Annotated in this window: 27 protein-coding genes; 13 read left to right on the top strand and 14 right to left on the bottom strand. The window is 46.6% G+C overall.

Going from position 1 to position 23,879, the window contains the following annotated elements:
* Window positions 1-34: 34 nt before the first annotated feature.
* Window positions 35-1,489, bottom strand: a complete 1,455-nt coding sequence (locus ACFQ0N_RS14985; protein WP_379327418.1) for a glycoside hydrolase family 18 protein — start codon at window positions 1,487-1,489, stop codon at window positions 35-37.
* Between the two features lie 102 nt (window positions 1,490-1,591).
* Here ACFQ0N_RS14985 and ACFQ0N_RS14980 point away from each other — a divergent pair, with 102 nt between their 5' ends.
* From ACFQ0N_RS14980 to ACFQ0N_RS14970, 3 genes are all read left to right on the top strand, one after another.
* Window positions 1,592-1,933 (top strand): cytoplasmic protein, encoded by a 342-nt coding sequence (locus tag ACFQ0N_RS14980; RefSeq protein ID WP_379327416.1) that lies wholly within the window; start codon window positions 1,592-1,594, stop codon window positions 1,931-1,933.
* Window positions 1,934-2,226: 293 nt separating this feature from the next.
* On the top strand, window positions 2,227-2,976 hold the full coding sequence (locus ACFQ0N_RS14975) for an alpha/beta fold hydrolase (RefSeq protein WP_379327414.1): 750 nt from the start codon (window positions 2,227-2,229) through the stop codon (window positions 2,974-2,976).
* A gap of 4 nt (window positions 2,977-2,980) precedes the next feature.
* Window positions 2,981-3,565, top strand: a complete 585-nt coding sequence (locus tag ACFQ0N_RS14970) for a TetR/AcrR family transcriptional regulator (protein ID WP_379327412.1) — start codon at window positions 2,981-2,983, stop codon at window positions 3,563-3,565.
* On the opposite strand, the gene ACFQ0N_RS14965 is transcribed toward ACFQ0N_RS14970, so the two are convergent.
* The 4 genes from ACFQ0N_RS14965 to ACFQ0N_RS14950 form a co-directional block, all read right to left on the bottom strand.
* Entirely contained in the window at window positions 3,543-3,905 is a 363-nt protein-coding gene (locus tag ACFQ0N_RS14965) for a hypothetical protein (protein ID WP_379327410.1), read from the bottom strand. The genes ACFQ0N_RS14970 and ACFQ0N_RS14965 overlap by 23 nt on opposite strands.
* A 118-nt stretch (window positions 3,906-4,023) precedes the next feature.
* The gene (locus tag ACFQ0N_RS14960) at window positions 4,024-4,773 is read right to left on the bottom strand and encodes an ABC transporter permease (protein ID WP_379327408.1); all 750 of its coding nucleotides are present in this window, start codon (window positions 4,771-4,773) and stop codon (window positions 4,024-4,026) included.
* Entirely contained in the window at window positions 4,764-5,492 is a 729-nt protein-coding gene (locus ACFQ0N_RS14955) for an ABC transporter ATP-binding protein (protein ID WP_379327406.1), read from the bottom strand. The genes ACFQ0N_RS14960 and ACFQ0N_RS14955 overlap by 10 nt, the downstream gene beginning before the upstream one ends.
* The gene (locus ACFQ0N_RS14950; RefSeq protein WP_379327404.1) at window positions 5,489-6,052 is read right to left on the bottom strand and encodes a PadR family transcriptional regulator; all 564 of its coding nucleotides are present in this window, start codon (window positions 6,050-6,052) and stop codon (window positions 5,489-5,491) included. The genes ACFQ0N_RS14955 and ACFQ0N_RS14950 overlap by 4 nt, the downstream gene beginning before the upstream one ends.
* A 429-nt stretch (window positions 6,053-6,481) precedes the next feature.
* On the opposite strand from ACFQ0N_RS14950, the gene ACFQ0N_RS14945 reads away from it, so the two are divergent.
* The 3 genes from ACFQ0N_RS14945 to ACFQ0N_RS14935 all read left to right on the top strand — a co-directional run bounded on the left by ACFQ0N_RS14945 (window position 6,482) and on the right by ACFQ0N_RS14935 (window position 9,788).
* Entirely contained in the window at window positions 6,482-8,698 is a 2,217-nt protein-coding gene (locus ACFQ0N_RS14945) for an S-layer homology domain-containing protein (protein WP_379327402.1), read from the top strand.
* 95 nt (window positions 8,699-8,793) lie between these two features.
* Window positions 8,794-9,384 (top strand): hypothetical protein, encoded by a 591-nt coding sequence (locus tag ACFQ0N_RS14940; RefSeq protein ID WP_379327400.1) that lies wholly within the window; start codon window positions 8,794-8,796, stop codon window positions 9,382-9,384.
* A 44-nt stretch (window positions 9,385-9,428) separates the two neighbouring features.
* Window positions 9,429-9,788, top strand: coding sequence for a hypothetical protein (locus tag ACFQ0N_RS14935; protein ID WP_379327398.1), 360 nt, complete (start codon window positions 9,429-9,431; stop codon window positions 9,786-9,788).
* A 57-nt stretch (window positions 9,789-9,845) separates the two neighbouring features.
* On the opposite strand, the gene ACFQ0N_RS14930 is transcribed toward ACFQ0N_RS14935, so the two are convergent.
* A protein-coding gene (locus tag ACFQ0N_RS14930; RefSeq protein ID WP_379327396.1) for an IS630 family transposase occupies window positions 9,846-10,911 on the bottom strand; the annotation gives its coding sequence in 2 pieces (ribosomal slippage) (window positions 9,846-10,412 and window positions 10,414-10,911; 1,065 coding nt in all).
* Window positions 10,912-11,028: 117 nt separating this feature from the next.
* Here ACFQ0N_RS14930 and ACFQ0N_RS14925 point away from each other — a divergent pair.
* From ACFQ0N_RS14925 to ACFQ0N_RS14915, 3 genes are all read left to right on the top strand, one after another.
* Window positions 11,029-11,193: a hypothetical protein gene (locus ACFQ0N_RS14925; protein WP_379327394.1), complete on the top strand. Its 165-nt coding sequence runs from the start codon at window positions 11,029-11,031 to the stop codon at window positions 11,191-11,193.
* A gap of 169 nt (window positions 11,194-11,362) precedes the next feature.
* The gene (locus tag ACFQ0N_RS14920) at window positions 11,363-11,881 is read left to right on the top strand and encodes a DUF3231 family protein (protein WP_379327392.1); all 519 of its coding nucleotides are present in this window, start codon (window positions 11,363-11,365) and stop codon (window positions 11,879-11,881) included.
* 25 nt (window positions 11,882-11,906) lie between these two features.
* A complete protein-coding gene (locus ACFQ0N_RS14915; protein WP_379327390.1) occupies window positions 11,907-12,248 on the top strand; it encodes a hypothetical protein in 342 nt (113 codons plus the stop codon).
* A 118-nt stretch (window positions 12,249-12,366) separates the two neighbouring features.
* Here the strand turns inward: ACFQ0N_RS14915 and ACFQ0N_RS14910 are convergent, their stop codons facing one another.
* Window positions 12,367-14,079, bottom strand: coding sequence for a PQQ-dependent sugar dehydrogenase (locus tag ACFQ0N_RS14910; protein WP_379327388.1), 1,713 nt, complete (start codon window positions 14,077-14,079; stop codon window positions 12,367-12,369).
* A 340-nt stretch (window positions 14,080-14,419) separates the two neighbouring features.
* Between ACFQ0N_RS14910 and ACFQ0N_RS14905 the strand changes: the two genes are divergently transcribed.
* The gene (locus ACFQ0N_RS14905) at window positions 14,420-15,151 is read left to right on the top strand and encodes a hypothetical protein (RefSeq protein WP_379327386.1); all 732 of its coding nucleotides are present in this window, start codon (window positions 14,420-14,422) and stop codon (window positions 15,149-15,151) included.
* A gap of 12 nt (window positions 15,152-15,163) precedes the next feature.
* Here ACFQ0N_RS14905 and ACFQ0N_RS14900 read toward each other — a convergent pair whose 3' ends face one another.
* Both ACFQ0N_RS14900 and ACFQ0N_RS14895 read right to left on the bottom strand, forming a co-directional pair.
* Window positions 15,164-15,796, bottom strand: a complete 633-nt coding sequence (locus ACFQ0N_RS14900; protein ID WP_379327384.1) for a DUF2306 domain-containing protein — start codon at window positions 15,794-15,796, stop codon at window positions 15,164-15,166.
* Window positions 15,797-15,846: 50 nt separating this feature from the next.
* Window positions 15,847-16,881: a DJ-1/PfpI family protein gene (locus ACFQ0N_RS14895; RefSeq protein WP_379327382.1), complete on the bottom strand. Its 1,035-nt coding sequence runs from the start codon at window positions 16,879-16,881 to the stop codon at window positions 15,847-15,849.
* A gap of 200 nt (window positions 16,882-17,081) precedes the next feature.
* On the opposite strand from ACFQ0N_RS14895, the gene ACFQ0N_RS14890 reads away from it, so the two are divergent.
* Together ACFQ0N_RS14890 and ACFQ0N_RS14885 are read left to right on the top strand one after the other, a co-directional pair.
* Window positions 17,082-17,768, top strand: a complete 687-nt coding sequence (locus ACFQ0N_RS14890; RefSeq protein ID WP_379327985.1) for a response regulator transcription factor — start codon at window positions 17,082-17,084, stop codon at window positions 17,766-17,768.
* Between the two features lies 1 nt (window position 17,769).
* Window positions 17,770-19,098: a sensor histidine kinase gene (locus ACFQ0N_RS14885; RefSeq protein ID WP_379327380.1), complete on the top strand. Its 1,329-nt coding sequence runs from the start codon at window positions 17,770-17,772 to the stop codon at window positions 19,096-19,098.
* A 60-nt stretch (window positions 19,099-19,158) separates the two neighbouring features.
* Here the strand turns inward: ACFQ0N_RS14885 and moaA are convergent, their stop codons facing one another.
* The 4 genes from moaA to ACFQ0N_RS14865 are packed head-to-tail and all read right to left on the bottom strand — an operon-like array spanning window position 19,159 to window position 22,152.
* A complete protein-coding gene (gene moaA / locus ACFQ0N_RS14880; RefSeq protein WP_379327378.1) occupies window positions 19,159-20,172 on the bottom strand; it encodes a GTP 3',8-cyclase MoaA in 1,014 nt (337 codons plus the stop codon).
* 28 nt (window positions 20,173-20,200) lie between these two features.
* The gene (moaD, locus tag ACFQ0N_RS14875) at window positions 20,201-20,440 is read right to left on the bottom strand and encodes a molybdopterin converting factor subunit 1 (protein ID WP_379327376.1); all 240 of its coding nucleotides are present in this window, start codon (window positions 20,438-20,440) and stop codon (window positions 20,201-20,203) included.
* Window positions 20,441-20,454: 14 nt separating this feature from the next.
* Window positions 20,455-20,865: a molybdenum cofactor biosynthesis protein MoaE gene (locus tag ACFQ0N_RS14870; RefSeq protein ID WP_379327374.1), complete on the bottom strand. Its 411-nt coding sequence runs from the start codon at window positions 20,863-20,865 to the stop codon at window positions 20,455-20,457.
* 24 nt (window positions 20,866-20,889) lie between these two features.
* On the bottom strand, window positions 20,890-22,152 hold the full coding sequence (locus ACFQ0N_RS14865) for a molybdopterin molybdotransferase MoeA (RefSeq protein ID WP_379327372.1): 1,263 nt from the start codon (window positions 22,150-22,152) through the stop codon (window positions 20,890-20,892).
* 65 nt (window positions 22,153-22,217) lie between these two features.
* On the opposite strand from ACFQ0N_RS14865, the gene moaC reads away from it, so the two are divergent.
* Window positions 22,218-22,724: a cyclic pyranopterin monophosphate synthase MoaC gene (gene moaC / locus ACFQ0N_RS14860; RefSeq protein ID WP_379327370.1), complete on the top strand. Its 507-nt coding sequence runs from the start codon at window positions 22,218-22,220 to the stop codon at window positions 22,722-22,724.
* Between the two features lie 17 nt (window positions 22,725-22,741).
* Here moaC and ACFQ0N_RS14855 read toward each other — a convergent pair whose 3' ends face one another.
* Window positions 22,742-23,761, bottom strand: a complete 1,020-nt coding sequence (locus tag ACFQ0N_RS14855; RefSeq protein ID WP_379327368.1) for a ThiF family adenylyltransferase — start codon at window positions 23,759-23,761, stop codon at window positions 22,742-22,744.
* Window positions 23,762-23,879 lie beyond the last annotated feature (118 nt).

Below are 23,879 nucleotides of genomic sequence, written 5' to 3'. Positions count from 1 at the left end.
CTTTGTAATAAAAGAGATATGCGTCACTTGCAGCTTAAACCTCATATTTTCGAACGTTAAAATTACTCTCCAGAAGTACCCAGTTTTGCGGGAACGGATAACCCAATTCCCAATAACTGATCCCTCTTAAATTGTAGTTTTTCACTAAGTCGAACTTGGCCTGGGCGCTGCGCGCATCCTCGAACCAGACTTCATGATAGCGTCCCTTTTCATCCCTATATTTGAAAAATGGCGATTGGCTAGTCTGGCTATATTGAATTTCTGCTTGATATTTAATCGCCCGCCGGATTGCTTCCTGCATATCAAATGTTTCGGCTTCTTGACCTGGGACATGGGGAACAATCCAGTCGCGCGCATACAACTGAAATCCCATCAAAATCTTGTTTCTGGGAATGACGGTAACGGCATAATCCAGAACCGCGATCATTTGATCAATTGGAGATATGGCTTGTGGCGGGCCCTTTCTGTAACCCCATTCATACGTCATGAGGACGACAAAGTCGACGATCTGTCCGTGCGCTGGGTAATCGTGCGCTTCGTATAACAAGCCCGGTTGCTCTCCGCTTGTTTTGGGGGCCAAGTCGGATGATACAAAGTAACCTTCGGGATGTAGCCGGTCGACCGTACGTTTTAGAAATTGATTATATAGTTCGCGATCGTTGGGCGCGACATTTTCGAAATCTACGTTAAGTCCGCGATACCCTTTCTCTTTCATCGTATTAATGATATTCGTCAACAGCTTTTCGACTAATTCGGGGTCGGCTAAAATCGTATGCGCAAGCGCGGTGCCTGTCTCCGTTGCCGAAAAATTCGTGATCGCCATCATCGGAACGACACCATTGGATATCGCGGCTTGTATAATCGCGTTGTCATCGATGCCCTCCAGACTTCCATCCGCGCGCATGCGATATCCAAAAGGACTTACGTAGGTCAAATCAGAGGCCACCTCACGAACGCCTTGCGCACCTGCCGGCCCGAATTGGGTCGTAAAAGCATTCACGTCAATCGTTGGTTTCGGTTTTTCCGGGATCGTTAAAGTCTGTCCCGGATAGATTTGATCGGGATTCGCAATCCGATTTGCTTGCATAATGGCCTGCACTGTAGTTCCATAATACAGCGCGATGTTCCAAAGCGTATCTCCCGGTCTTACTGTATAGAAAATAACGGGGATTGTAATGGTTTGTCCTGGATAAATCATAGAAGGATTTGTGATGTGGCTCGCTTGCATAATCGCCTGTACTGTAGTTCCATACTGCTGAGCAATGCTTGAGAGGGTGTCACCTGGCCGCACCGTATACCTAACATAGGGTGTAGGAATGATGATTGCTTGGCCAATTACTAAATGATTGGGGTTTTCAAGACCGTTGGCACGAACTATTTCATTGGTTTCAATACCATATTGCTGAGACAGTCGCCATAGAGAATCTCCAGTTTGCACCACATGAATGTGCACAAGGAATACCTCGCTTCTTCGTTTTAGTTTATACATTATATTCCTGGAGTAATTTGATAATACCATTACGAGCACATTAGTGAAGGCTGAACCAATCAGATTATCTATTTTTCAAACAATCGAAAGGGTGTGACCAGTTTGTTCTATAGAAGGAAGTTTTATATCGTAAAAAATGAATTTGTTGATATTTTCAACAGACATTTTAATGAAACTAATTTGCCTAATCAAATTAAGCATGGAGCTCGATTGGTAGGAAGGTGGATGACACCACACGATGATTCAACCACAGAGATTTTTGCTGTTTGGGAGTATGACTGTTATGAGAAGTACGAAGAAATAGAAGCAAATGTTAGGAGTGACAGTGAACACCTTAAACGAATAAATAAATGGTATGAAGAAAATGGCGGTAGAGATCATGTGTATAAGGAGTATCTTGAAGAAGTGAAAAATGAGCAGTTGATTTCGACGTTATTAAAGTAGAGGTAAATTGCTCGATGCTGGTAACCTCTTCATTCCTCTGATGGCGCCGCGCGGTCAAAAGTTCGGTAACCTTACTGACTCTGCTTTAAATCAGTATTCTAAAGTGACTCCATGACAAAATATGTCGGCCAAAATGGTAGGCTTATTTTGTTCAAATAGTAGATCATAGCACTGACGCCTTCCTTAGTGAAGCTGCAATGGAGAAACTGAAGACTTTTATATTGACTAAACGTTCACTCAATAATAAAATTAATCTGTAAGCCTACTAAAATTTATAGATGGAGGGATTGTAAATGCACTTATATTACGAGGTCAGCGGGAATGGAAAGCCTGTTGTGCTCCTTCACAGTGGTGGTGCAGATCTACGGGATTGGACGTATGTCGTACCTTTTTTGGCAAACCATTATCAAGTAGTTGCTTTTGATGGGCGCGGCGCAGGGAATTCTCCTTCGCCCACGGAACCGGCTAACTATGTTGCAGACTTGCTGGCTCTCCTCGATCACCTGGAGATTGGCCAAGCTGCGATTGTCGGTCATTCGATGGGCGGCAGAATCGCCACCGATTTTGCGCTGGAACACCCTGATCGTGTATCGGAACTCGTAGTTGTCGGTCCTGCACTGTCAGGTTTTAACTTCTCTCAGGAATTCCAGGAATGGATGCAGCGGATCAATGCGGCCTTCCCTGATATAGATAAGGTCATTGAACGTTCCTTCGATGCTCCGTCGTATCGCATCATTAAGTCAAGCCCGCATTGGGAATTGATGATTGACATGTTCCGGCATCATTTGAAGAAGACGACGGAATGGGGCACCTTTGAATCGGTCTGGCCAGAGCCCCCAGCTATTGATCGGTTGGGAGACATGCAGGTCAGGACAATGCTTTTGATTGGGGATGAAGAACTGCCAGATAACATTCGGACGGCAGAATGTTTCCGGGATATTCCGGATTTTCAGTCGATTACAATACCTGGTGCAGATCATATGGTTACATTAACCCATCCTAATGAACTGTGCCGCCATATGATCCGTTTTTTGGGAGGGTGAAGTGATGCCGCGCACGCAGGAAGAAAATGAACGCATTCGTCAGATTTCCAAAGATAAAATTCTCATGGCTGCCATGGAGTTGTTCATGAAGCGGGGATATCACGCTACGTCTATTGACGATGTAGCCAAACATGCGAATATATCCAAAGGTCTGCTTTATAATTATTACAAAGGGAAAGAAGAACTGCTTGGGACCATGGTTGAAGCCAGAATCAATGAAATGGTTCAGGTTATGGAAGTTGCGGCCACGAAGGAGACGCCTGCCGGGCAGCTTAAGCATATTGCTGAAGGCGCAATCGATAATGTCAAAGAAAAACCGGAAGTGTTCCGGTTCTATCTTCATTTACAGACACAGCCTGAATCCGACCAAGTGTTGGCAAAATACAGTAAACTGCTGATCGAAGAAAGCGCCAGACAGTTCAACTTACAATGCGAGATGTTCCAAAACCTAGGGGTTAAAGAGCCGAGAAAACGGTCATTGTATTTTTCATCTGCGCTTCAAGGCATTATGTTGATGATCTCAACCTATCCGGAGCAGTTTCCTATTGAAGAAATCAAGGCACAGATCATTCTGGAATTTTGTGAATGATACCAGAGATCGTTTTAGCCCGGGTGCCTTTCATCGATATTGGCTTGGGTATCACTTGCAGGTCTTTAAATTGTGAGGCAATTAATTTTTCACCTGCTTTTTTGTAGATTTTTGTGGACTTCATAATGCTGATTCTTGCCTTGTCATAGGTTGTATCTTGTTCTAACTTGCCTTCTACCATCACCGTCCCCAAAAGATCAAGACGTAAAGTTCTTTCGTTAGGCGAATCAATGCTGGAAACCGGTGTGTCGGGATCCTCTAAATTTCCGTCACCTGCAAATAACGCTATTCTGTTCCTGACTGGGCCGTCAGGATCGGGGAAGTCTGCGCTGCATAACAAACGTAGGTATCATTTGAACTCCGACGCGTTGGCAAAAACCCCTTTCTGCTTAAACGCCAGAAAGGGGAATTTAATTAATGATGAATATACAACGTTGACTATTGTGGTAAAAAATAAACTAGACGCTATGGCTTCTTCTGGATAGGAGCGGTTGCTCGGCATCCCAGCGGAAGGTCAGGGCGGCCAAAAAGATTAATGCAATGGTATATGCAGTGACGATCCCTACATAAGGAAGCACTTCCCCCAAATCGGTAAAAGAAAATCGCACGCCCTTAACCAGATAGGTTAACGGGAACAAATTGCCCGCTGTTTTTATCCATTGGGGTGCACTCTGCAAGCTGTAGAAAGTTTCGGAGCCGAACAGCATCGGAATATAAAGCAGATTCGAGAACATGTTGATCTGCGCTTCGTTCCGGGCAAGATTTGTGACGAAGAAGCCCATGGCCGTAAAGCATAAAGTTCCCAATGCCAGCATGAATCCCAAGACGGCCAGATTAGCCCCAGAGATTGAAATCCCGAAAGCGATTATCCCGCCAGCTAGAATGATCCCGTTAATCATTAACCCGAGAACCGTTCGGGCAAGAGTCATGTTGAACACAAAGGAAAGATTGGAGCAAGGAGTCACTTTTAGCAGCTTATAAACACCGCGGCTTCGCTGTTGATGGACTTGGAAGGCGGTCCCCTGAACACTCCAGAAAACCGTGCTCAATACGACAGTGCCTGTGAGCAGGGTAAACCGGTATTCGGGCGAGTCAAAATATAAGCCGAGTCCGATCAACAGGCCAGCCGGAAACAGGATGGAATAGAAAAGAGAAATTCGGTCCCTTAGTGCTGTGACGATCATGGAGCGAAATATGGTCATGAACATGCGGCTTGCACCTCCTTCGCTGTCAACTTTAAATACAAATCATTCATATGACTTACCTCATGCTGCTCACATAACTGCTCAGGAATCCCTTCGGCAATTATGGAGCCGCTGCTTATCATCACTACCCGATCGGCAAGCTTCTGAACCTCCTCCATATCATGGGAGGTAAATACGACTGCCGTTCCGGAAGCGGCCAGCTTGCGGATGACGGTATGAATCTCCAGCCGGCTTCTCGGGTCCAGAGCGGAGGTAGGTTCATCGAGAAACACGAGCTGCGGATCGTGAACCGTAGCGATGGCAATAGCGAGGCGCTTCTGCTGGCCTCCGGATAAGCGAGAGGCTTCGGTGCCCGCGGCGTCCTGCAATCCACATAAGCTAAGCAGCGCTGTTCCTTTTTCCATGTCGAGCTTTGTTTTGTAAAAGGCTGCAAATAGTCTTAAATTTTCGATACAGCTTAAGCTCGGGAAGAAAGGGGTCTCCTGCAATTGAACCCCTATTTGAGATAAATGGTCCTGACGCCAAAAGGTGACTTTCCCTTGATCGGGGCGGCGTAAGCCGAGCAGCATTTCGATCATGGTGGATTTGCCGGCGCCATTGGGCCCGATAACGGCCAGTATTTCTCCCTCATGAACCTGAAGCCTTACCTGGTTGACAACGGTGCGGGGGCCATAGCTTTTCGTCAGCTGTTCCGCTTGAAGCAGCAGCATTCTTTCATTCATTGAACTGCACTCCTTTCAGAAAATAAATGAGGTTGTTTCTGAATCAATTCCTCCAACCGGGCAAGAAATTTCAATTGAATCTCATAGTGGTCGTACATGTTTTGAAAGGTTAATTGGACGATCTCGGTGTAATCCTTGTAGGTTACCTTCTGTTGTTCACCGGCTTTCATCAGTGCGTATTGCTGTTCGATCAATTTGCGCTGCTCGGCCAATGCATCCAGCACGATATCTCGAGGAAGTGCGTACAGAAAAGTAATGGCGGTATAGGTCGTAGTCGGAAAGGAGATGGAGGACTGCCGCAAAGCTTCCTCCAACAGCTTGACAAATTCCCGGCGTCCCTGTTCCGTAATACGGTAAACTGCTTTGGTACGATGCCCTGTCTGCTGCACCGAATCGATTTCCACCAACTTCTCTTTCTCCATCGTTTTTAACGCATGATAGATCGATCCCGGCAGGATGCCCGCCCATGTGTCGGTTTGGGATTGCTGCAAAATCTGCTGGATCTCGTACCCCGACATCGGATATTTCGTCAATAAACCTAACACCATGAGCCGCGTCATGCTATCACCCCAATTCATACGATATTGTATAGTCAACGTTGACTATATCTTCATTCAATTTACCATATTCTTTCTGAAGTGTAAAGGTGTGTGGCGGCGCGTACTAAATGCTTTTCCTTGAGCTGGCAGCATGCCGAATTACTCTACCTCAGCCATGTACAGCAGCAAAGTCCAAAAGTGCGGCAATCGTTACACCTCCCCCAAACTTCTTTTCTCTGTTTATTCCCAATAAGATACTCCGCCTACATCAATACCCTGATGTTTTGAAGCGCTTTTGAAACGATCTCTTCTTTACACTTATCTAAAGGAGGGATTTCCGCGCTTATGTCGTTTTTTTCGAATGATCACTGCGGCACTCTCCCATGTATGCGAGTTTGATGTGCAGCTAACGGTCATCGTGTTTCTTTTGATCAAGAAAGGGGCTTTCATATGGTTTATAAGAAATCGCTATATGCTGTTCTCATTAGTGCTTTGCTGCTAGCCTGCTTAACTCCGCTTCAATCCGCTCAGGCACTTGATAATCAAATAAAATCGGATATTAAGCTAGAGGTGAACCCGAACATTATCACAAAGCTTTATTTGCCAGGTTCAAACGGCGTGGAGCGATGGGGGTTTGAAACAGGGGGAGAGATCAACTTGTCCTCGCCTGCAATCGGTGCCGACGGCACAGTTTATATTGGATCATTGGACGGCAAGCTTTATGCAGCCGATAAAAAGGGAAAGAAGAAATGGGAATTCGCAACAGAAGATAAAGTATACTCCTCACCGACAATTGGCGCAGATGGCACCGTGTATATTGGGTCTGGCCACAATCTATATGCAATTGCACCGGATGGAATGTTGAAGTGGCGGTTCGAAGCAGGAGGCGCTGTTTACTCCACAGCGGCTATTGGAGCAGACGGCACCGTCTATTTCGAATGTGAGGACGGGAAACTCTATGCGCTCAATCCGGACGGTACGAAGAGATGGGAGTTCGCAACAGGGGGACCGATGAGCTACAAGCCTGCCATCGATTCTAACGGTACCATCTATGTCGGTTCCCGCGATAAGAAGCTCTATGCGATCAAACCGAACGGAACGAAGAAATGGGAACTCACTACAGTCAATGAAGTGAAAACCTCGCCGGCGATCGGCACAGACGGAACCATCTATATCGCTTCTGGCGCCGAGAGTCTGTATGCAATCAAACCGGATGGGACGAAAAAATGGGAATATAAATTGGATAATCGCCTTTATGGAGGCACTGTTTATTCCTCGCCAACGATCGGTGCAGACGGCACCATCTATGTCGGAGCGGGTGGCTCAGGCATATATGCAATCATGCCGGACGGAACGAAGAAGTGGAAATTCGAACCGGGCACGGGCGGCATTTTGATCGCTACGCCTACAGTCGGCGCGGACGGCGCCATCTATGTCGGATCGGCCGATAGTAAGCTCTATGCGATAAAGCCGGACGGAACGAAGAAATGGGAGTTCAAAACCAATGGCCAAATCGTCGCTGCAGCGGCTGTCGGTCCTGACGGAGCGGTATATATTGGATCTGGCGACCATAAATTATATGCCATCGGAATGGTATACGTTAACGGAGTAAACTTGAATAAAACAGTGCTCAAATTGGAAGCTGGGCAAAGTGAAACGCTGCAGGCGACAGTTGCCCCAGGAGACGCTTCATATCAAGAAATCGCGTGGTCCAGCAGCAACGATCGTATAGCTAAAGTGGACGTTACCGGCAAAGTTACAGGCATCGCGCCAGGCACGGCAACGATTACGGCAACGTCGGAGGAGGGAGGTTACTATAAGCAATGCGTTGTGACTGTAACCGGAGTGGGTGTTAATGGCATTAAACTAGATCCGCCGACAATCGTCTTGAAAACAGGGGAGATAGGCAAGCTGACAGCGGCGATCTCTCCTTCCGATGCGACAAATAAGCAAGTCATGTGGAGCAGCGATAATCAACAAGTCGCCGATGTTGACAGCAGCGGCCAAGTAACGGGGAAATCTACTGGTACGGCGACTATTACCGCGAAGACAGAGGATGGAGGATTTACTGCCGTTAGTGTCGTGCGTGTAAGTGAAACGAATAATGTGAAGGAGTTGCCTGCGCAGGATATTGCTCTATCAGATATCGACGGACATTGGGCGAAAGATGCAATCATGCAGGCGGTGAGCACAGGCTTCGTGCGTGGTTATCCCGATCGCACCTTCAAGCCGGATCGTCAAATTACTCGCGCCGAGTTTGCCGTAATGTTAATGAATGCGCTGAAGCCTTCTGCCAATGGCGTGAAGCTAACCTTTAAAGACAAGGGCACGATCGGTTCATGGGCAGCGAAAGAAATTATGCAATGCGTAGAGCTCAACATCATCCATGGTTATCCCGACGGCACGTTTCGTCCGAACAAAACGATCAGCCATGCCGAGATGATTCATATGGTCGTCCTGGCAGGCAAATTGCCGACCGCAGATGGTGCAGCGACTGGGTACCTGGATAATGCGGATATTCCCAAGTTTGCGAGAAGCAACGCAGCCGCAGCCGAAATGTATGGCATTGCCAGCTACATTACTGACAACAAATTCAAGCCGAATGAGCCATCGACTCGCGCCGAGGCCGTAACCGCGATAATTAATATGCTGAAAGTGAAAATGTAGTGTTTTTTAAAAAAAGAAGGTGGGAGGTAAAAAAGAATCGAATTTATATTGATTACCAGACTAGTCTCAGAATAATCACATTTTAGGAGGACGGAATGAAGCTGAGAAATCAGGTAATCAGCAACTCGGTTATTGATCTGGATGCCACGGAAGTGCATACGCTCGGGCCCAATCTCAAACTTGAGAATTGCACCATCAATTCAGACTGCACGACCCGGTCGCTAATTGTCAGTAATACGGAAATGGTCGGCGGTTTTTTTGATCAAAGAAAGACGCTCAAAAATTTTCAATTCGACCGTGTGATATTCAGCGGTGTGAAGTTCACCGGAACGTTTGTCGGCTGCGACTTCGGGAATAACAGCGAATCATTGCCCGGAAAGGCGCTTGACTGCGATTTCTCGCAGGCAAAGGTGTGCGACTCACGGGTCTACGAGTGTGACCCGGAACGAATCGTGTTTCCGGTCTGGCCTCGTTTCTCTATCGTCAATCCCTACCTTGCGAGGGATTATGTGCTGACGCAGACGTGGCCGTCCAATATGGGGATCCGTATGGACGTCTACACGGATAATTCAACCCGATGCAACGTGATCTTTGGCGATGCTGCTGTTTTTGCAAAAGAATACAAGGTCGATCAGAGCGATTTGAGGGTGCTGTTGGAAAAGATACCGGGTATCGTTATTTTGTAGGGCCATCTGAAGAGGCTATTATAATTGAAGGAGGCAGGGTTCCGTTGATAACAGCGAATGAGATATTTTCGATAATCAGTAATGGCAGTTTTTTTGAGAATGTCTTTAATAAAAATGTTGATTGGGACGCTGAATTGGACGCTAGGGATGCAATTGAATTCGAAGCGGCATGGAATTCCAGTTACGATAAAATTAATGAAATTGATCCCTCTGAAAATAAGATGATCAGAGAAATTAGGGAGTTTGTGTTCAAGCAAACTTTTCGGATCACTCAGAATTCAGAGCTGGCGGGGTATACATCGGACGACTTTGGTCTAATTTCCAAGGCGTTTGACAACAAGACCGATATTGAATTTATCAATAATCTATGGGATTCTTACCTGCAAGGAAAATTTCCTAATTAGGAGACGCATAATGAAGGAGTTAAGCGAAGAGGATTTAATTGAACTATATAAGTTCAACTAAAGAAAATCCGGAAGATGGTCATCTTCCAGACGGAGACAAAGGCGATCAATGATCGTTTGGGGTTCACGAGATATACGTTCCAAGAACCCGGTCACATTCCGACGGATTTCGGCAACAGTCGAATAGAACACGTTGTTGATGACATCGGCCTTCAACCATTTCCACAATCCTTCGACCAGATTCAATTGCGGGCTGTACGGTGGTAAGAAAACGAATTCCAGCCGATCCCGGTTCTCATCCAGAAGGGGTTGCAGCAAACGAGCGTGGTGAATCCTGGCGTTATCCAATACCATAACGATTTTGCCACTTGGATAGGCCGAAAGGATCTGCCGAAGAAAGGCCAGAAAGGTCTGGGCATTGTATTGCTCATCTTCTGTCCAATGAATCTGCCCGGTTTCATAATTGAGCGTGGCCAACAGCTTCACGCCCCGATGTTTGCCGGTCGTGGGAATGATTCGCTGTTTCCCCTTCAGAAACCAGGTATATTGTAGCGCTTGGTAGTCGCGGATCATAGACTCATCCTCAAACAGAAGGTGGTCGATTTCTCCGATTTCCAGTTTTTTTTAACTCGGGGAACGCCACTTCACGAAACGTCTGCTGTTTGATCGGATCTGCTGCAGCCAATGTATAGGTCGGTTTGGTGTAACTGAGATTCAGTCGGTTCGCCAGATCGGCAACCCCTTGAAGCGAGTAGGACACTTGAAATTCGCGCTTGATGTACGCTCCCATCAAATTCAGCGTCCAATTAAACTTGGAAGGAAAACCTACCTCATGTGGAAGGTGCTGGACTACCGTACGTTTGAATTGCTCCTCTTGCTCGGACGTCAGCCGCCGCGGCGCACCGGGAGAGTGATTCATTTGCAGTCCGTCGAGACCACCGTCTTGAAACGCTTGAATGTACTTCGAAACCGTTTTTTCATTGCGCCCAATGATCGCTGCAATCTCTTTTCGTGTCCTGCCTTGCGTATAAAGATACACGGCCTGATAGCGCTCGAACATCCGGCGATCTTTTTCTTTCTTCATTCGGCGTTCTAATTCATTGATGTCTTGTTGGTGATCCATCCCATTCTCTCCCGTCGATTTTGGCTATCTATTTATTTCAACAGCCGTGGGAGGTAATTCCTTCCTCTGTTCTTGCAGGGGATGTTCTTTTCTTGAACTTATATAGTAAGAAAAATTATGAACATTGAAGGCACTGAAGAAGAAATTGATCGTATGATTGAACTTCTTGAACAAAGCGTTCCGCATCCGGAAGTTAGTGATCTAATATTCTGGAATGAAATTGAACTGACACCAGAACAGGTCGTTGAAAAAGCACTTAGTTATAAGCCAATTCAACTATAACAAGGCCAATAGAAGATTGTCATACCGATCGCCGCCAATGCCTGGTGGCATTTTTTCATTTTTTGATCCAGAAATACAAACGAATAAAAAGTGATGGATAGGCCAACATACAAAAGCCGGAATATTTCGGCGGCAGAACAAAAACGATTGCACAAGGAGATGAACAGGAATGGGAATTTTAAGCGGGAATCCTAAAGACGAGCCTCTTCACTATGGAGAGATATACGATCTGTGGACATTTTCTGTGAAAGCAAAAGGATGTGTTTCAATCTATCAAGCTTACCATTACCATGCGGGCGATAAAGATCTGAAAAACCTTCTTGACGATCTGATTAAGCAATCCAAGTTAGAAGAACAAGAATGTGATGCTGTTTTAATTAATAATGGAATCGCGCCAAGTCCCAGCTTACCTGAACGACCACAAGCAAATTTAAATGACATTCCTGTAGGGGCGAGGCTAACAGATCAAGAAATTGCCCCGCTAATTGCTGCAGATATAGCTGCAAGCATGGCTGCATGCAGCCTAACGATGGGCAAATCGATTCGGGAAGATATTGGAGCGTTATTTGCAAAATACAATGCCTTGAAAGCAGCTACGGGTTTGAGAATACTACAGATGAGCAAAGAAAAAGGCTGGCTTGTACCACCTCCTTTGCATGTAAAACGACCCGAGCTAGTTGAAGCATAAAATTTAAAAATGAGGAGAAGTAAAAATGCATCAACAACAAAATCTGACGCATCAAATCAATCAATGTGAGCAAATTATTCATCAGTTAATGAATCAAACTCAGCAGGCTTCGCAAATGTACCAGCAATTGCTGCAACAAGAACAACAAAACAAAACTCGGCTAGAAGAATTGGCCCAAAGAGAACAAAAAGCCGTACAAACGATTCAACAAGCATTGCAAGGTCATCAACAGGCAATGCAGCAAATGCAGAAAGTCACACAAATTTGCAAGCAGTTGGGACAGTCGATTCAGACTAATAACGCGATGCAGTTTAATCAAGCATATACGCCAAGCAACAATTATAGTACATTTAGAAATTACCAATAAAAATCGGAATCCCCTCAAAAGAGAATGAACGGAAGCCTCTTCGCCGGGGCTTCCTTTTTGGGGCTTTTACGCTGAACCTCTGCAGACAGGTGCCGTATTCGCCCCGGATATTTCATTTTCACGTTTTAACGATTTTCCAAAGGCTTCCTGTGCCCGGTTTCGGTTTCCATCCGGTATGACCACTTCCCATCATCCCGAAATCCACCATATAGAGCTCGCTTCCGGCAGGACTGAATTTGACGTCAATCGGCCGAAAAGGTCCATCCGCAGTAGACTCATCGTTCGGATTCACCAGAAAATTAGCAATCTGTCCCGTATCAGGATTTACTCTTACGACTCCGAACCCCCCAAATTGCGCAACAAACACTTCCCCCCAATGACCAAAATCGGCATTCGTACAAAAATCAAACTTCATGGCAGCGCTGTGCGGTTGGAAACGAACTTGCGGCTGACTAGCGAGTGGGGGATGTTCCTTCAACAAAAAAGTGGGCTTCGCTTGTTCTGGCACATAAAAATGAGGAAGGGTAACGGGCAAACCACTGAACAATTCCGGAAAGCCGTACCAGCCGCCAGGCGTGACTTCCCACATTTTATCCCAATCCTGCCGGATTTGCCGGCTTCCACGCGGATCGGCTCCGTGATCGGTCGCGATCAACTTCCCGGTGAACGGGGAGAATTTTAAGCCGAACGTATTCCGGAATCCGTCGGCAACAATTTGCAAATCGGTTCCGTCCAGATTGCAGCGATAGATAACCCCGTTGGCAGAGAGTTGTCCGGGAATAATTTCACCGTCGCGGCTTGGCGTTCCAAACGGTTTATATGCCCCCGTCACCGCCACATCAGGATGATCCGTCGAAGGATTACGAGTGATAAAGTTCGTTCCCGCCAATACGGAGTCTCGAGCCGGAGCATCGTGAAAATCGGGATGATACTTTAAGATCAAGCCGTTGTCGAGACCAACGACAGCCGAATTGGTTGCGGTCCCAACAGAGAAATAGAGCTTGCCGTCCGGGCCAATCAGCACGTCCCCGGTGTAGTGATCCCCACATGTTCGGAGACCGGTGACAATCGTTTCTCTCATGCCGCCGCGCGACACTCGGATGATCTGGCCGCATCCAGTACCGTGCTCTTCGCCGAGGGAACCCGCTGCGACAAACAGATCACCCTCGTGCCATGCCAGACCTGTAACAGGCCCCCCGAAGCCAGCGGCATATTCAGTTAACGAACCGTCCTTCTCCACTCGCATGACGCGACCTTTCCCCGGTTCGGTTCCATACGCAAACCCCGCCTCTGCGATATAAATTGTTCCTTGCTCATCGAAAGCAATCACGGTCGGAAATGTGAGCCCGATCGCGATCCGTTCCAACCGATAGCCTTCTTCCAATATGTAACTTGGTTTTTGGGTATGTCCCTCTTCCTTGAATAATTCAGATAAAGTTTGTTTTAGCCCGACAAGTGTATTCAATTGAGCAAGCTGACTGTTTACGAGCTCTGGGATCCGTAACTGCGGGGAAGAGGCTGGTAAAAAGTATTCCGCATAACTCTTATATTCCTGCAATAATTGATATTCCCGGTCATACAGCTCCTTGATGCATTCAAGTACGCGCTTGAACTCTACTTTGATGCTTGCCGATGGGATGCGGATCCCTTGCGACATGGCAAGCTTTTGCAAAGACGACAATTGCTTTTCTTGCTCATTCAGCAGCTCGGCAAATGTATCTCTTAATTTGGGAAATGCGTTATTCTCTTGCAGGTATTGATAGAGATAATAATTTACCCACTCCCATCGATATTGTTTCTGAACCATGCCATTAGGAATATACTCCTTCATTATCGCTAACCTCCTCTGCGCGTCATCGGAAACGACCCGATGATCTCCATCTGCCCCCGGATTTTTAAAAAATGACCGTAATGTATATTCAAAAACGAGATCTGTTAGAACCGGAACCGGAAGACCAGTGGAAGGCCAAATTGAGTTCAACGCTAAGAGTCCACATTTCAAGGGAAAGAACAGTCTGCGGTAAAATATGTGGTGATTTCAAAGGAGATGCTCGTAAGAGGAACTTTCTCCGACCTCAGAAGGAGATAAAAATCAACCTTGCGCTCAATGTCTTCAGTTCCATGGCCTTTTATAATAAAGAAAAAGCCATGATCAACAGGAGGCCACCCATATGCCGTTGCTTATTCCGAAGTCTTTGCAGCAATTCCCGATCGGGGAGATCCGCGACCCGCTAATAGCAAAATCTTTTCCTGCCGCTGGCTTGGAAGAGTTGCGTATCGATGTACAAACATTAGGAAATGTACTCATTCGCTTTGATGCGGAAACCGATGTTTCTGTAACCGCTGCGGGAGAAGGGCACCTTCTTCCACAGCGGGTCGAACGAGAGGGTAATACTTTGGTCGTGGAGGGGCGTAACCTCGGCTCGTATTTCCGATCGGGTCAAAAGCTAAAGATTCTTATTGAAATTCGCGTACCGGAGCATACGAAGGTCAATATTTCGTTCTGGGCCGGCGTCGTGATCCTGAGCGGTGGTACGGGAGAGGTGAACATTCGCGGAAAGTTCGGCGAAGTCAGCGGCATCACACATTCCGAGCGCGTAACCATTCGCCTGCGCGGCGGCGACGTATCGCTGAATGAGCTGCATGGCACGGCCGATATCCATGTTTCGCTCGGCAGCGCTACGCTCGGCTGGACGGAACTGCGCGGAACGGAGCGAATCAAAGTTCATTGCGGCTTCGGCGGTGTGGATCTACTGCTGCCGCCCGGTATCTCCCCGGTAGAGGATCAAGGAGGATTTTTTAAACTAAAGAAAGTGGCTTCGCCGGAGGGTTCGTCAATTGAAGCCAAAATAGGTTTCGGGGGGCTCGACGTGTTGGATTGGGGAATCGAACGGGATAAATGAAAACGGCGAAGCCTACCTGGATTGACCGATCGTTCTAATAATGACGTTAGGTATAACCAGCAACAGCACAAGGGAGGCGTAAACGCCAATTGTATAGCTGGTAACGTAAATGAGACCGAATCCCTGATGAAAAAGGGAGGAGATGAGATGAATCAACATATTCGTAAAACAGAAGGCGTAACTTCGGATCATCCAGTTCCTGTGCTGAATGATCCGTTTCTTTTTAATTTGTACGAGCGCCATAATGGTTATAAGCGGCCATACAATATTTAGCACATTAAACCCCATACTGCTAATTTTTCCTCCGGTGGCGTAAGGCGCCATATATCCGGAAGTCACCACGACAAGAAGTACGGACACGAAATAAACGTAGCCGTTGATGCGATGAAGCTTACGGCTTTTTTCAAAAAGACGAGTAGAAAAGTTGAGCAGCCCCGACGCCATGGCCATACATGCAAATGCAACATGAACGTACATTACATTCAGCCAGACGGGGAGATTAAGCTGACGCTTGAGTCCGGTTTTATGGCTTAAAAATCCTTCGGCTCCGGGATCAATCATGTAATTTTTCACCAAGGCGTACAGGATAAATAGAATGCTTACACAGGTCAAAAGACCGTATAACGTTTTTTTTCGTTTCTTCATGTGATCAAAACACCCGCAATTCCATATTAATATCACTAAACAATGCCGCTTTAGAAGATCCGTTTTCCTGTTAATTTGGATGCCGGCAGTATACCGGCTTTGGCGATTCCGGTCATTTGATCTCCGTCGGCTGCAACTTCGAATTTCAGATTTAAGCGCATTGGCTTCGTGATTCGAAGCGACCAGGTAAGCTTATTGCTCTGAAGCACAGGGTCCATAAATTCGACCGTTTCATCACCTTGTGTTGCTGTTCCTTTGATCATACTATCACTTGTCGATATCGAAAGCTTGACCTCCATTTTCCCAACTGGTGTAGCGATTGTCGTATCCCAATCCCCGTCGAAGATAGATGCCTGTGCGATTTTGTTATCTATGGCGCCGTAATTCCTCGTCACTGTGTCTGCCACGATGTTCGGTTCGCCGCCCCTTGATGATTTATTACTGCCAGGAGCCATTCCTGTTTTTCTCCACACCGTTCCCCTCCGTTCAAATTCGAACAATCGTTCAACCGCGTGCGCGATCCGCGGTCCAAGCTCACGTTCCACCAAATACAGTGCTACATCGAGACCGGAAGTTACGCCGCCGCCGGTAACCAGGTTACCGTCATCCACGATACGTGCCGGGATAGGAATGGCCCCGGTTGCTCCAAGTAAATCCATGCCCAGATGGTTCGTTACCGCCGGTCTGCCTTCCAGCAATCCTCCCATAGCGAGAATCAGAGAACCGCCGCATACCGTAGCGATTACGATGTCTTTTTGCCCGAGTGCCTGTCCAATCAAACCCGTCAATTCTGTATTCATGGCTCGACCCAGAATAGCCGGGATGGAGTCAGGACCATCTCCTTCGACCTCACCGGACGCACCAGGCACGAGAATGATGCCTGCACGTTCTGGATCCAGTCTACCGTTCGCTTCAATTTTTAATCCGTTGATGCCGCTAGTCACGGACCTCGGCCCTTCCGCGGTGACAAATTCTACCTTTAACGCGTTGTCGGCATTCATTGCAGCGGCGCAAAAAACCTCATAGGGTGCAATAGCATCCAGAAGATCGAAACCATCAAAAAGTGCGATTTGAGCCGTTAACATTAAATAAATCCCCCTTATCCTAAGTACATCATGTGTCATTCCTATGATGATGTTCGTCTTTGCAATAGAATCATAACAAACGAATATCTCAAATGAAGTTGTTAAAAGGTCACAAAACAATAAACAATTCATCACAAAACATAGAGTTTCGTTTGTTTTTGCAGAAAAAATGATAAACTGGATGTGAAGGTGGGATGATCATGAGCCTATTAAATACGATACTCGTTGTAGACGATGACCAAAGTATCGTTGAACTATTGAGGGACTTTTTGGAGAACGAAAATTTTAAAGTATTAACTGCTTGTGACACCTCTGAAGCATGGGCATTGTTTGAGCAGAATTCCATACATTGCATAGTGCTTGACATCATGATGCCGGGACAAAATGGATTTGAGTTATGTCGTCAGATTCGGAAGGAGAGCAACGTCCCGATCCTATTCTTGAGTGCGCGCAGCGATGATGTGGATAAGATTCGCGGGCTGACGCTTGGCGGCGATGACTATATCGTCAAAACCGCTTCACCTGGAGAGATTGTTGCCAGGGTAAAAGCTGTATTGCGGCGTTCCGTTTCCCAGCAGCAAATGAATGAAAGAATCTTGGATTATGGACGCTTCCAGTTCAATCTGTCGGCAAGAGAATTGGTAGTGGAGGGGAAAAACGTAGTGCTCACTCCTAAGGAATATGAGTTGCTGCGATTGTTTGTTGAACACCCCAGACATGTTTTCTCCTATGAACAATTACTTGCAAAATTTTGGGATGGGGTGGGCGATAAGCATACGATTCGGGTCCATCTCGGTCGGCTTCGCGAGAAAATTGAATCCGATCCGAACCATCCGCAATACCTGATCAACGTATGGGGAGTAGGGTATCGCTTCGAGGGAGGATAAGATGAAGACACTTCGCATTCGTACGTTTACTTTGCTTTGCTTCTTCTTCATTCTGTCATTGCCATGGCTCTTCTTTGTTGCCGCTCACTTCATGGAAACCAAAACGTTAAGCTTTGCAAAAAGCCATTCGCAAAATGAAACTTTGCAAAGACATTTGTCCGAGACGATCCACCTGATCGAAACCAATACGGACAAATGGATGGACCCCAATTGGCAAAACCAATTGCATATCCAATTACAGAAAGCGAAGATGGACGTGGCTATTCTAACTGCGTCAGATGAAGATATTTATCGGTCTAACCCGGGGCGCCGGGGCGCTTTGTCATCAACTGAACGGTTCTCCGTCATAGAGGACGGTCATTTACTTGGGAAAGTTGTCATTTATTTGCCGAAGTCGAATACGGTTCAAATGATTTCGATATTTGCTGGATTATTACTAGCATTCTTTATTATTGGTGTGGGAATGCGAAGGTTCCTTCTTAAGCCCCTCGAAAGGATGAGTTTAGCAGCCAGACAAATTGCGGCAGGAGATTGGGATGTGCAGTTACCCATGTCCAGGATCACAGAAATTGCCGAAGTACGCGATGGATTTGAAGTTATGGTGAATGGACTTCAAAAGTCTTATCAGAAACAAGTGGAATTGGAAGAAGAACGCCGATTCGTGATTGCAGCTGTCGCGCATGATTTACGGACACCGTTGTTTGCTTTACGAGGTTATTTGGATGGTCTGGAACAAGGGATTGCTCAATCACCGGAGAAAATAACGAAATATTTGGCAGTTTGTAAGGAAAAATCGGCACAATTGGATCGGCTGGTAGAGGACCTTTTCACCTTTACAAAGATGGAGTATGTGGAGACGAAACTTAACGATAAGACTGTTGATCTTAAATTCATACTCCTAAAGTCTATTGAAAGTCTGAGTCCGCTAGCTCGGCAAAAACACATCTCTATCTCAAACCATTGTACAGACGGTTGCATCATTAGCGGCGACCTGGACTTATTGGAACGATCCATGAACAATCTTTTGGATAATGCCGTCAGACACACACCCATAGGTGGCGAAATTGTTGTTCAATGTTATAAAGATGGCAATAAAGTAAAGTTTACGATACATGATACAGGGCCGGGGTTCTCTTCGGAAGAACTGCAGCGCGTCTTTGAACCGCTATATCGCGGGGAAGCATCCAGAAGTCGTTCAACTGGAGGCAGCGGATTAGGCTTAACCATTTCTCAAAGAATTGTCAGGCGACACGGAGGTGAGCTTGCCGCAGGTAACCATTCGGAAGGTGGAGCTCTGCTAACTGGTTGGATACCGCGCGGTGCTCAATGACCGACGAAGTGAAAAATAGGCTTTCGACTCTGGATGTCAATAGCCTATTTTTGCTGAATTTTATCCCCCGATGTAGGACATACCGATTTTCTTCCGCTGTTCTGTATTGTGGGTGCTGCGTTCATCTGAATAGCGATCGTTTCGCTCCGTCCACACCCGTTGTATCGCTTCCAGCAATTCTTCATTTGATGCTCCGCCGCGCAACATCGAACGTAAATCAAACCCGTCCGAAGCGAAAAGACAGGTAAATAGTTTTCCCTCTGCCGACAGTCTTGCCCGTGTACATGCGGAACAGAAAGGTTCAGAAATCGAACTGATAAAACCGATTTTAGCCGCGCTTTGATTATAACGGTAATATTGAGCGACTTCCCCAAGATATGCCGGTTCCACCGGTTCAAGTTCATACACTTTCTGCAGCAGTTGCAGCAGTTCCTTTTTCGTAACAACTTGCTTGGAATCCCATCCATTGTCATTGCCAACATCCATAAACTCAATCAGCCGAATCGTTAAATTGCGATCTTTAAAATAGGTTGTCATCGGAATGATCTCTTTAACGTTGATGTGTCTTTGTATCACCATGTTCACTTTAATTTCAAAACCAAGTTGCGTTGCGTAATCGATATTATCCAGAATCTGTGCAGGATCGAACCCTCTGCCGTTCATTTGGCCAAATATTTCCGGATTTAAGGCATCCAGACTAATATTGATTCTTCTCAATCCCGCTTTAAAAAGTTCCTGGCCTTGTTGATGCAGCAGCAATCCGTTGGTTGTCAACGCAATATCTTCCACTCCTTTGATGGAAACAATTTGCCTGACAAGTTCGTTAAGATTTTTTCGCAAAAGGGGTTCTCCGCCCGTCAGCCTGACTTTTTTTACGCCCAGGGACACAAACAATTCCGCCAATCGGCGGATTTCCTCATACGACAGCAGCTCCTGCTTCTTGAAGAAAGCGTGATTATCATGATAAATCTCCTTCGGCATACAATACGTACAGCGAAAATTGCAACGATCGGTGACAGATATCCTCAAGTCGCGCATAAGTCTATGAAGACTATCTTTTACTGGCTGGATCATCGCTGCTTCACTTTCCTTAACATACTTGTTATCCCCCGCTTACAGGCGGAATGAAAGCAACTACATCACCCGACACAATCTCATCTTCGGGCAGAGCATATTCTTCGTTTACCGCCACATGGATGGACCCTGATCTGCTCGGAAAGTTGTCGTAAGTCAGCGCGGCCCATTCACACAATTCCCGTACGGTCGTCGAGATTAATGGAATGCTTTCCTGCTCTTTCCCGGTAATCTCCTTCAAACTTGCGAAATAACGAAGCGTAATCAAGTAAATGCACTCCCTTATTTGTAGTCTATAGTTTCATTGTCAGCCGGTCTTTCTTTTTTCCAAATCGGTACTGTTTTTTTGATTCTTTCTATGGCATACTCGTTGGCTTCGTAAGCCGCTTTGCGGTGAGGCGCAGAAACAGCAATGACTACGGCAATGTCCGAAATCTGCAGATCACCAGTGCGGTGGGCGATCGCTGCAATTGTCCCAGGCCACTTTGTCTCAATCTCAGCGCCGATTTCGGCCAATTTTCTTTCCGCCATCGGAATATAAGCTTCATAAGAAAGACAGTGTGTCCGCTTACCGTGTGTCCACTCGCGAACATGACCTGTAAATACAGTCACCGCACCCGCACCAGGGTGTAACACAGCATCGATATAGGGTTGGATACAAATAGGGTCCTCTACAATTTCATATCTTCCCATCTAGAACGCTCCTCCCTATGAGATTCAGATCCTCCATTCTTTTGCGCCTTCCTCTATCCCGAGTAATAAGACGCCAACATAAGTTCCTTTTGCGTGTTTATCCGTACCGCCTGGCAAAATCATCATCGCATTGCCTCGAGCGATTGAACTCACGGCATTGGATTGATTAAATCCCGCTGGAGTGATCGTTGCCAGTGTACCGTCGAACTGATAGATCGCACGAATAAATCGTGTAAACATATTGGGGTTAACGAAATCCTCCGTTAATACGGCCTGGGTATATGGCAAAAATGGTCTATGGCATCCCATCATCTTTAGCAGAGCCGGCCTGACAAATACCTCAAATCCGATGTAACAAGCTGAAGGATTGCCGGATAAGCCAAACAAAAACTGCTCGCCCAGCACGGCAACTGTAGTCACACTTCCCGGACGCATTGCTACTTTATTGAACAATACTTTTGCTCCCAGCCGCTCGTAGATTGCCGGCAAATAATCATAATCTCCTACCGATACCCCGCCTGTCGTGATGATACAATCTGATTCAGATAACGCGGTTTGAATTAAATCCAGACAGATGCCAAGATCATCCTTCGTCTGTTTATAGATTCGTGAATGAATCCCAATTCTGGCTAATTGCGCGCTCACCATCGGTCCGTTGCTATTACGAATTTTACCGGGACTTAACGGTTCATATACTTCTAACAGTTCTGACCCCGTGCAGATGACCCCGACAACGGGTTTTTTTGCTGCTTTTACGTCGGTGTAACCGAATGTAGCCAACAGTGCAACCGTTCCGGGATGAATGAAACGGCCCGATTCGATTACCAACTCTTCTGCTTTGACGTCTTCGCCTTGAGGTGATACATTCTCCATCGCGTTGAACGCCTTGCGAACCGCAAAGGAGTGACCCGCTTCCAGGATTTCTGCCTGTTCCAGCATGACAACGGCATCGGCATAAGGAGGCATCGCTGCCCCGGTCATGATGCGCACCGCTTCGCCGTGAGATAATGCTCTGCCAGCGATATCTCCCGCACCGATATGATCAACCACGCGAAACAAAATCTTACGGTTTTCATCCGCTTCTGCCGAATCCTGCGAACGTATGGCAAAACCGTCATAAAGAGCCCGGTGAAAAGGCGGGACATCATGTCTGGCGATAACCGGTTCGGCCAAAATCCGTCCATAGCTGTGCGGAAGAAGGACTGATTCCGCCTCGAAGTGTTTTACATGGGCCATTACAAGATCCACCGCCTCCGTTACGGAAATAGCAATTCTGCTTTTTGCCATGTCGCGCACTCCTTCGGCATAGGTTTATATTGGGAACGGATAATTTAAAAAAGAGGATGATCACGATGACTGGATTTAGCCATTTTAACGAACAGGGACGGGCAACAATGGTCGATATTAGCTTCAAGAATGAATCAGTACGCACAGCGGCAGCACAGTCTCAAGTCATGGTGAATGCCCATATCTATCGTCAACTTATGGATGGAACCAACAAAAAGGGGGATGTATTTGCTGTCGCACAAGTTGCCGGGATTATGGCTGCCAAAAATACGGCGCAGTTCATTCCGATGTGCCATCCAATCCTGCTTACCGGTTCGAACATTGAATTCCGTTGGGAGGTTGACGAAAAGCAGGACCGTTACATCATTTACATCAGGTCCGAAGTGAAAACAAAAGGTCCCACGGGCGTTGAGATGGAAGCTCTTACCGCAGCGGCTGTCTCCGCATTGACGATTTACGATATGTGCAAGGCTGCCGGAAAAGAAATCATAATCGGACCGACCCTGTTAGTCAGTAAAACCGGAGGCAAAAACGGTGATTATTTGCGTATAGACAGCGAAAGTTCTTTTTAACTTCGTCGAAAAGTGCGCTAACCGAAAAGCTGGTGGTAGAGCTTTCTTCCTTGATGAACATCATTCAATCCATGAATAAGTAGTCGTCCGTTGGAAAATAAAATCATGCGATACTCCTTTATGTGCATTTCAACAAAATATGGCGTGCGCCGAACGGAAATATTTGCAAGTCTTCCAGTCCTTTCTGCTTCATCAAAATCAATTGTCCGACTATTGCCGGGGATCACTTGTACGGTATTCTGTCCGCAAAGCATCTCAATTTGCGTTTTTCTTATCGGCGACAAGGATTCGAAAGTCGGCGAATCTCCGCATGTCGGACAATTCAAACGTTTTATCCTTGTTAAACCCGAATCAATTCGTGTATGGCTCCATAAGTCAAAATGATGAACCTTACGGATTAAAGCATCCTTATTGCCAGTTAACCATTTCAATGCCTCCGTACACTGCAAAGCGGCTGTCATTTGAACTGCTGATCCGATAATACCGGCCATGTCGCATGTTTCGTTAACGGCTGGGAGGGAGGGCAACAAACAACGCAAACATGCGGAAGAACCGGGGACAAAGGGGAATACAACGCCGGTGCTGCCAACACATGCGCCATAAACCCACGGTCGGCGGTATTTATATGCCGCGTCATTAATCATGATCCTCGTTTCAAAATTATCTGTCGCGTCCATGAGCAGGTCGCACTGTCTTGCCAGATGTTCAATGTGCGTACCGTCTGCATGATCAATCGTAATCGTCAACTGCACATCCGACCGGATTTCGCGCAATCGTTGTTCTGCAGCCACCACTTTCGGCATTGTTTCCCTGGCTTGTCGTTCACAGAAAAGTTGTTGCCGTTGCAAATTGGAGATTTCGACAACGTCCCTATCCACGAGATGAAGATGGCCTATACCCGCACGTACGAGCATTTCCGCGATAGCGGAACCGAGGGCTCCGCAGCCGATAACTGCAACTGTAGCTTTCTCCAGCAGACGTTGACCATGTTGACCTATCGGTTTGAACTTCTGTTGCCGCGAATATCGCTCATCCATCGAGTTTCCCTCCGTTTCCTAAGACAACAGTCTTCCGGCTCGGTAACATGGTTGACCCTTTCGTTAATAACAGTATTATGGAGAAAATTTAAATATGACCTCTATAACATACCCTACA

It is taken from the genome of Paenibacillus sp. GCM10027626, assembly GCF_042676285.1.
Lineage (GTDB): Bacteria > Bacillota > Bacilli > Paenibacillales > Paenibacillaceae > Paenibacillus_Z.
This window is presented reverse-complemented; position numbering and strand designations above follow the sequence as displayed.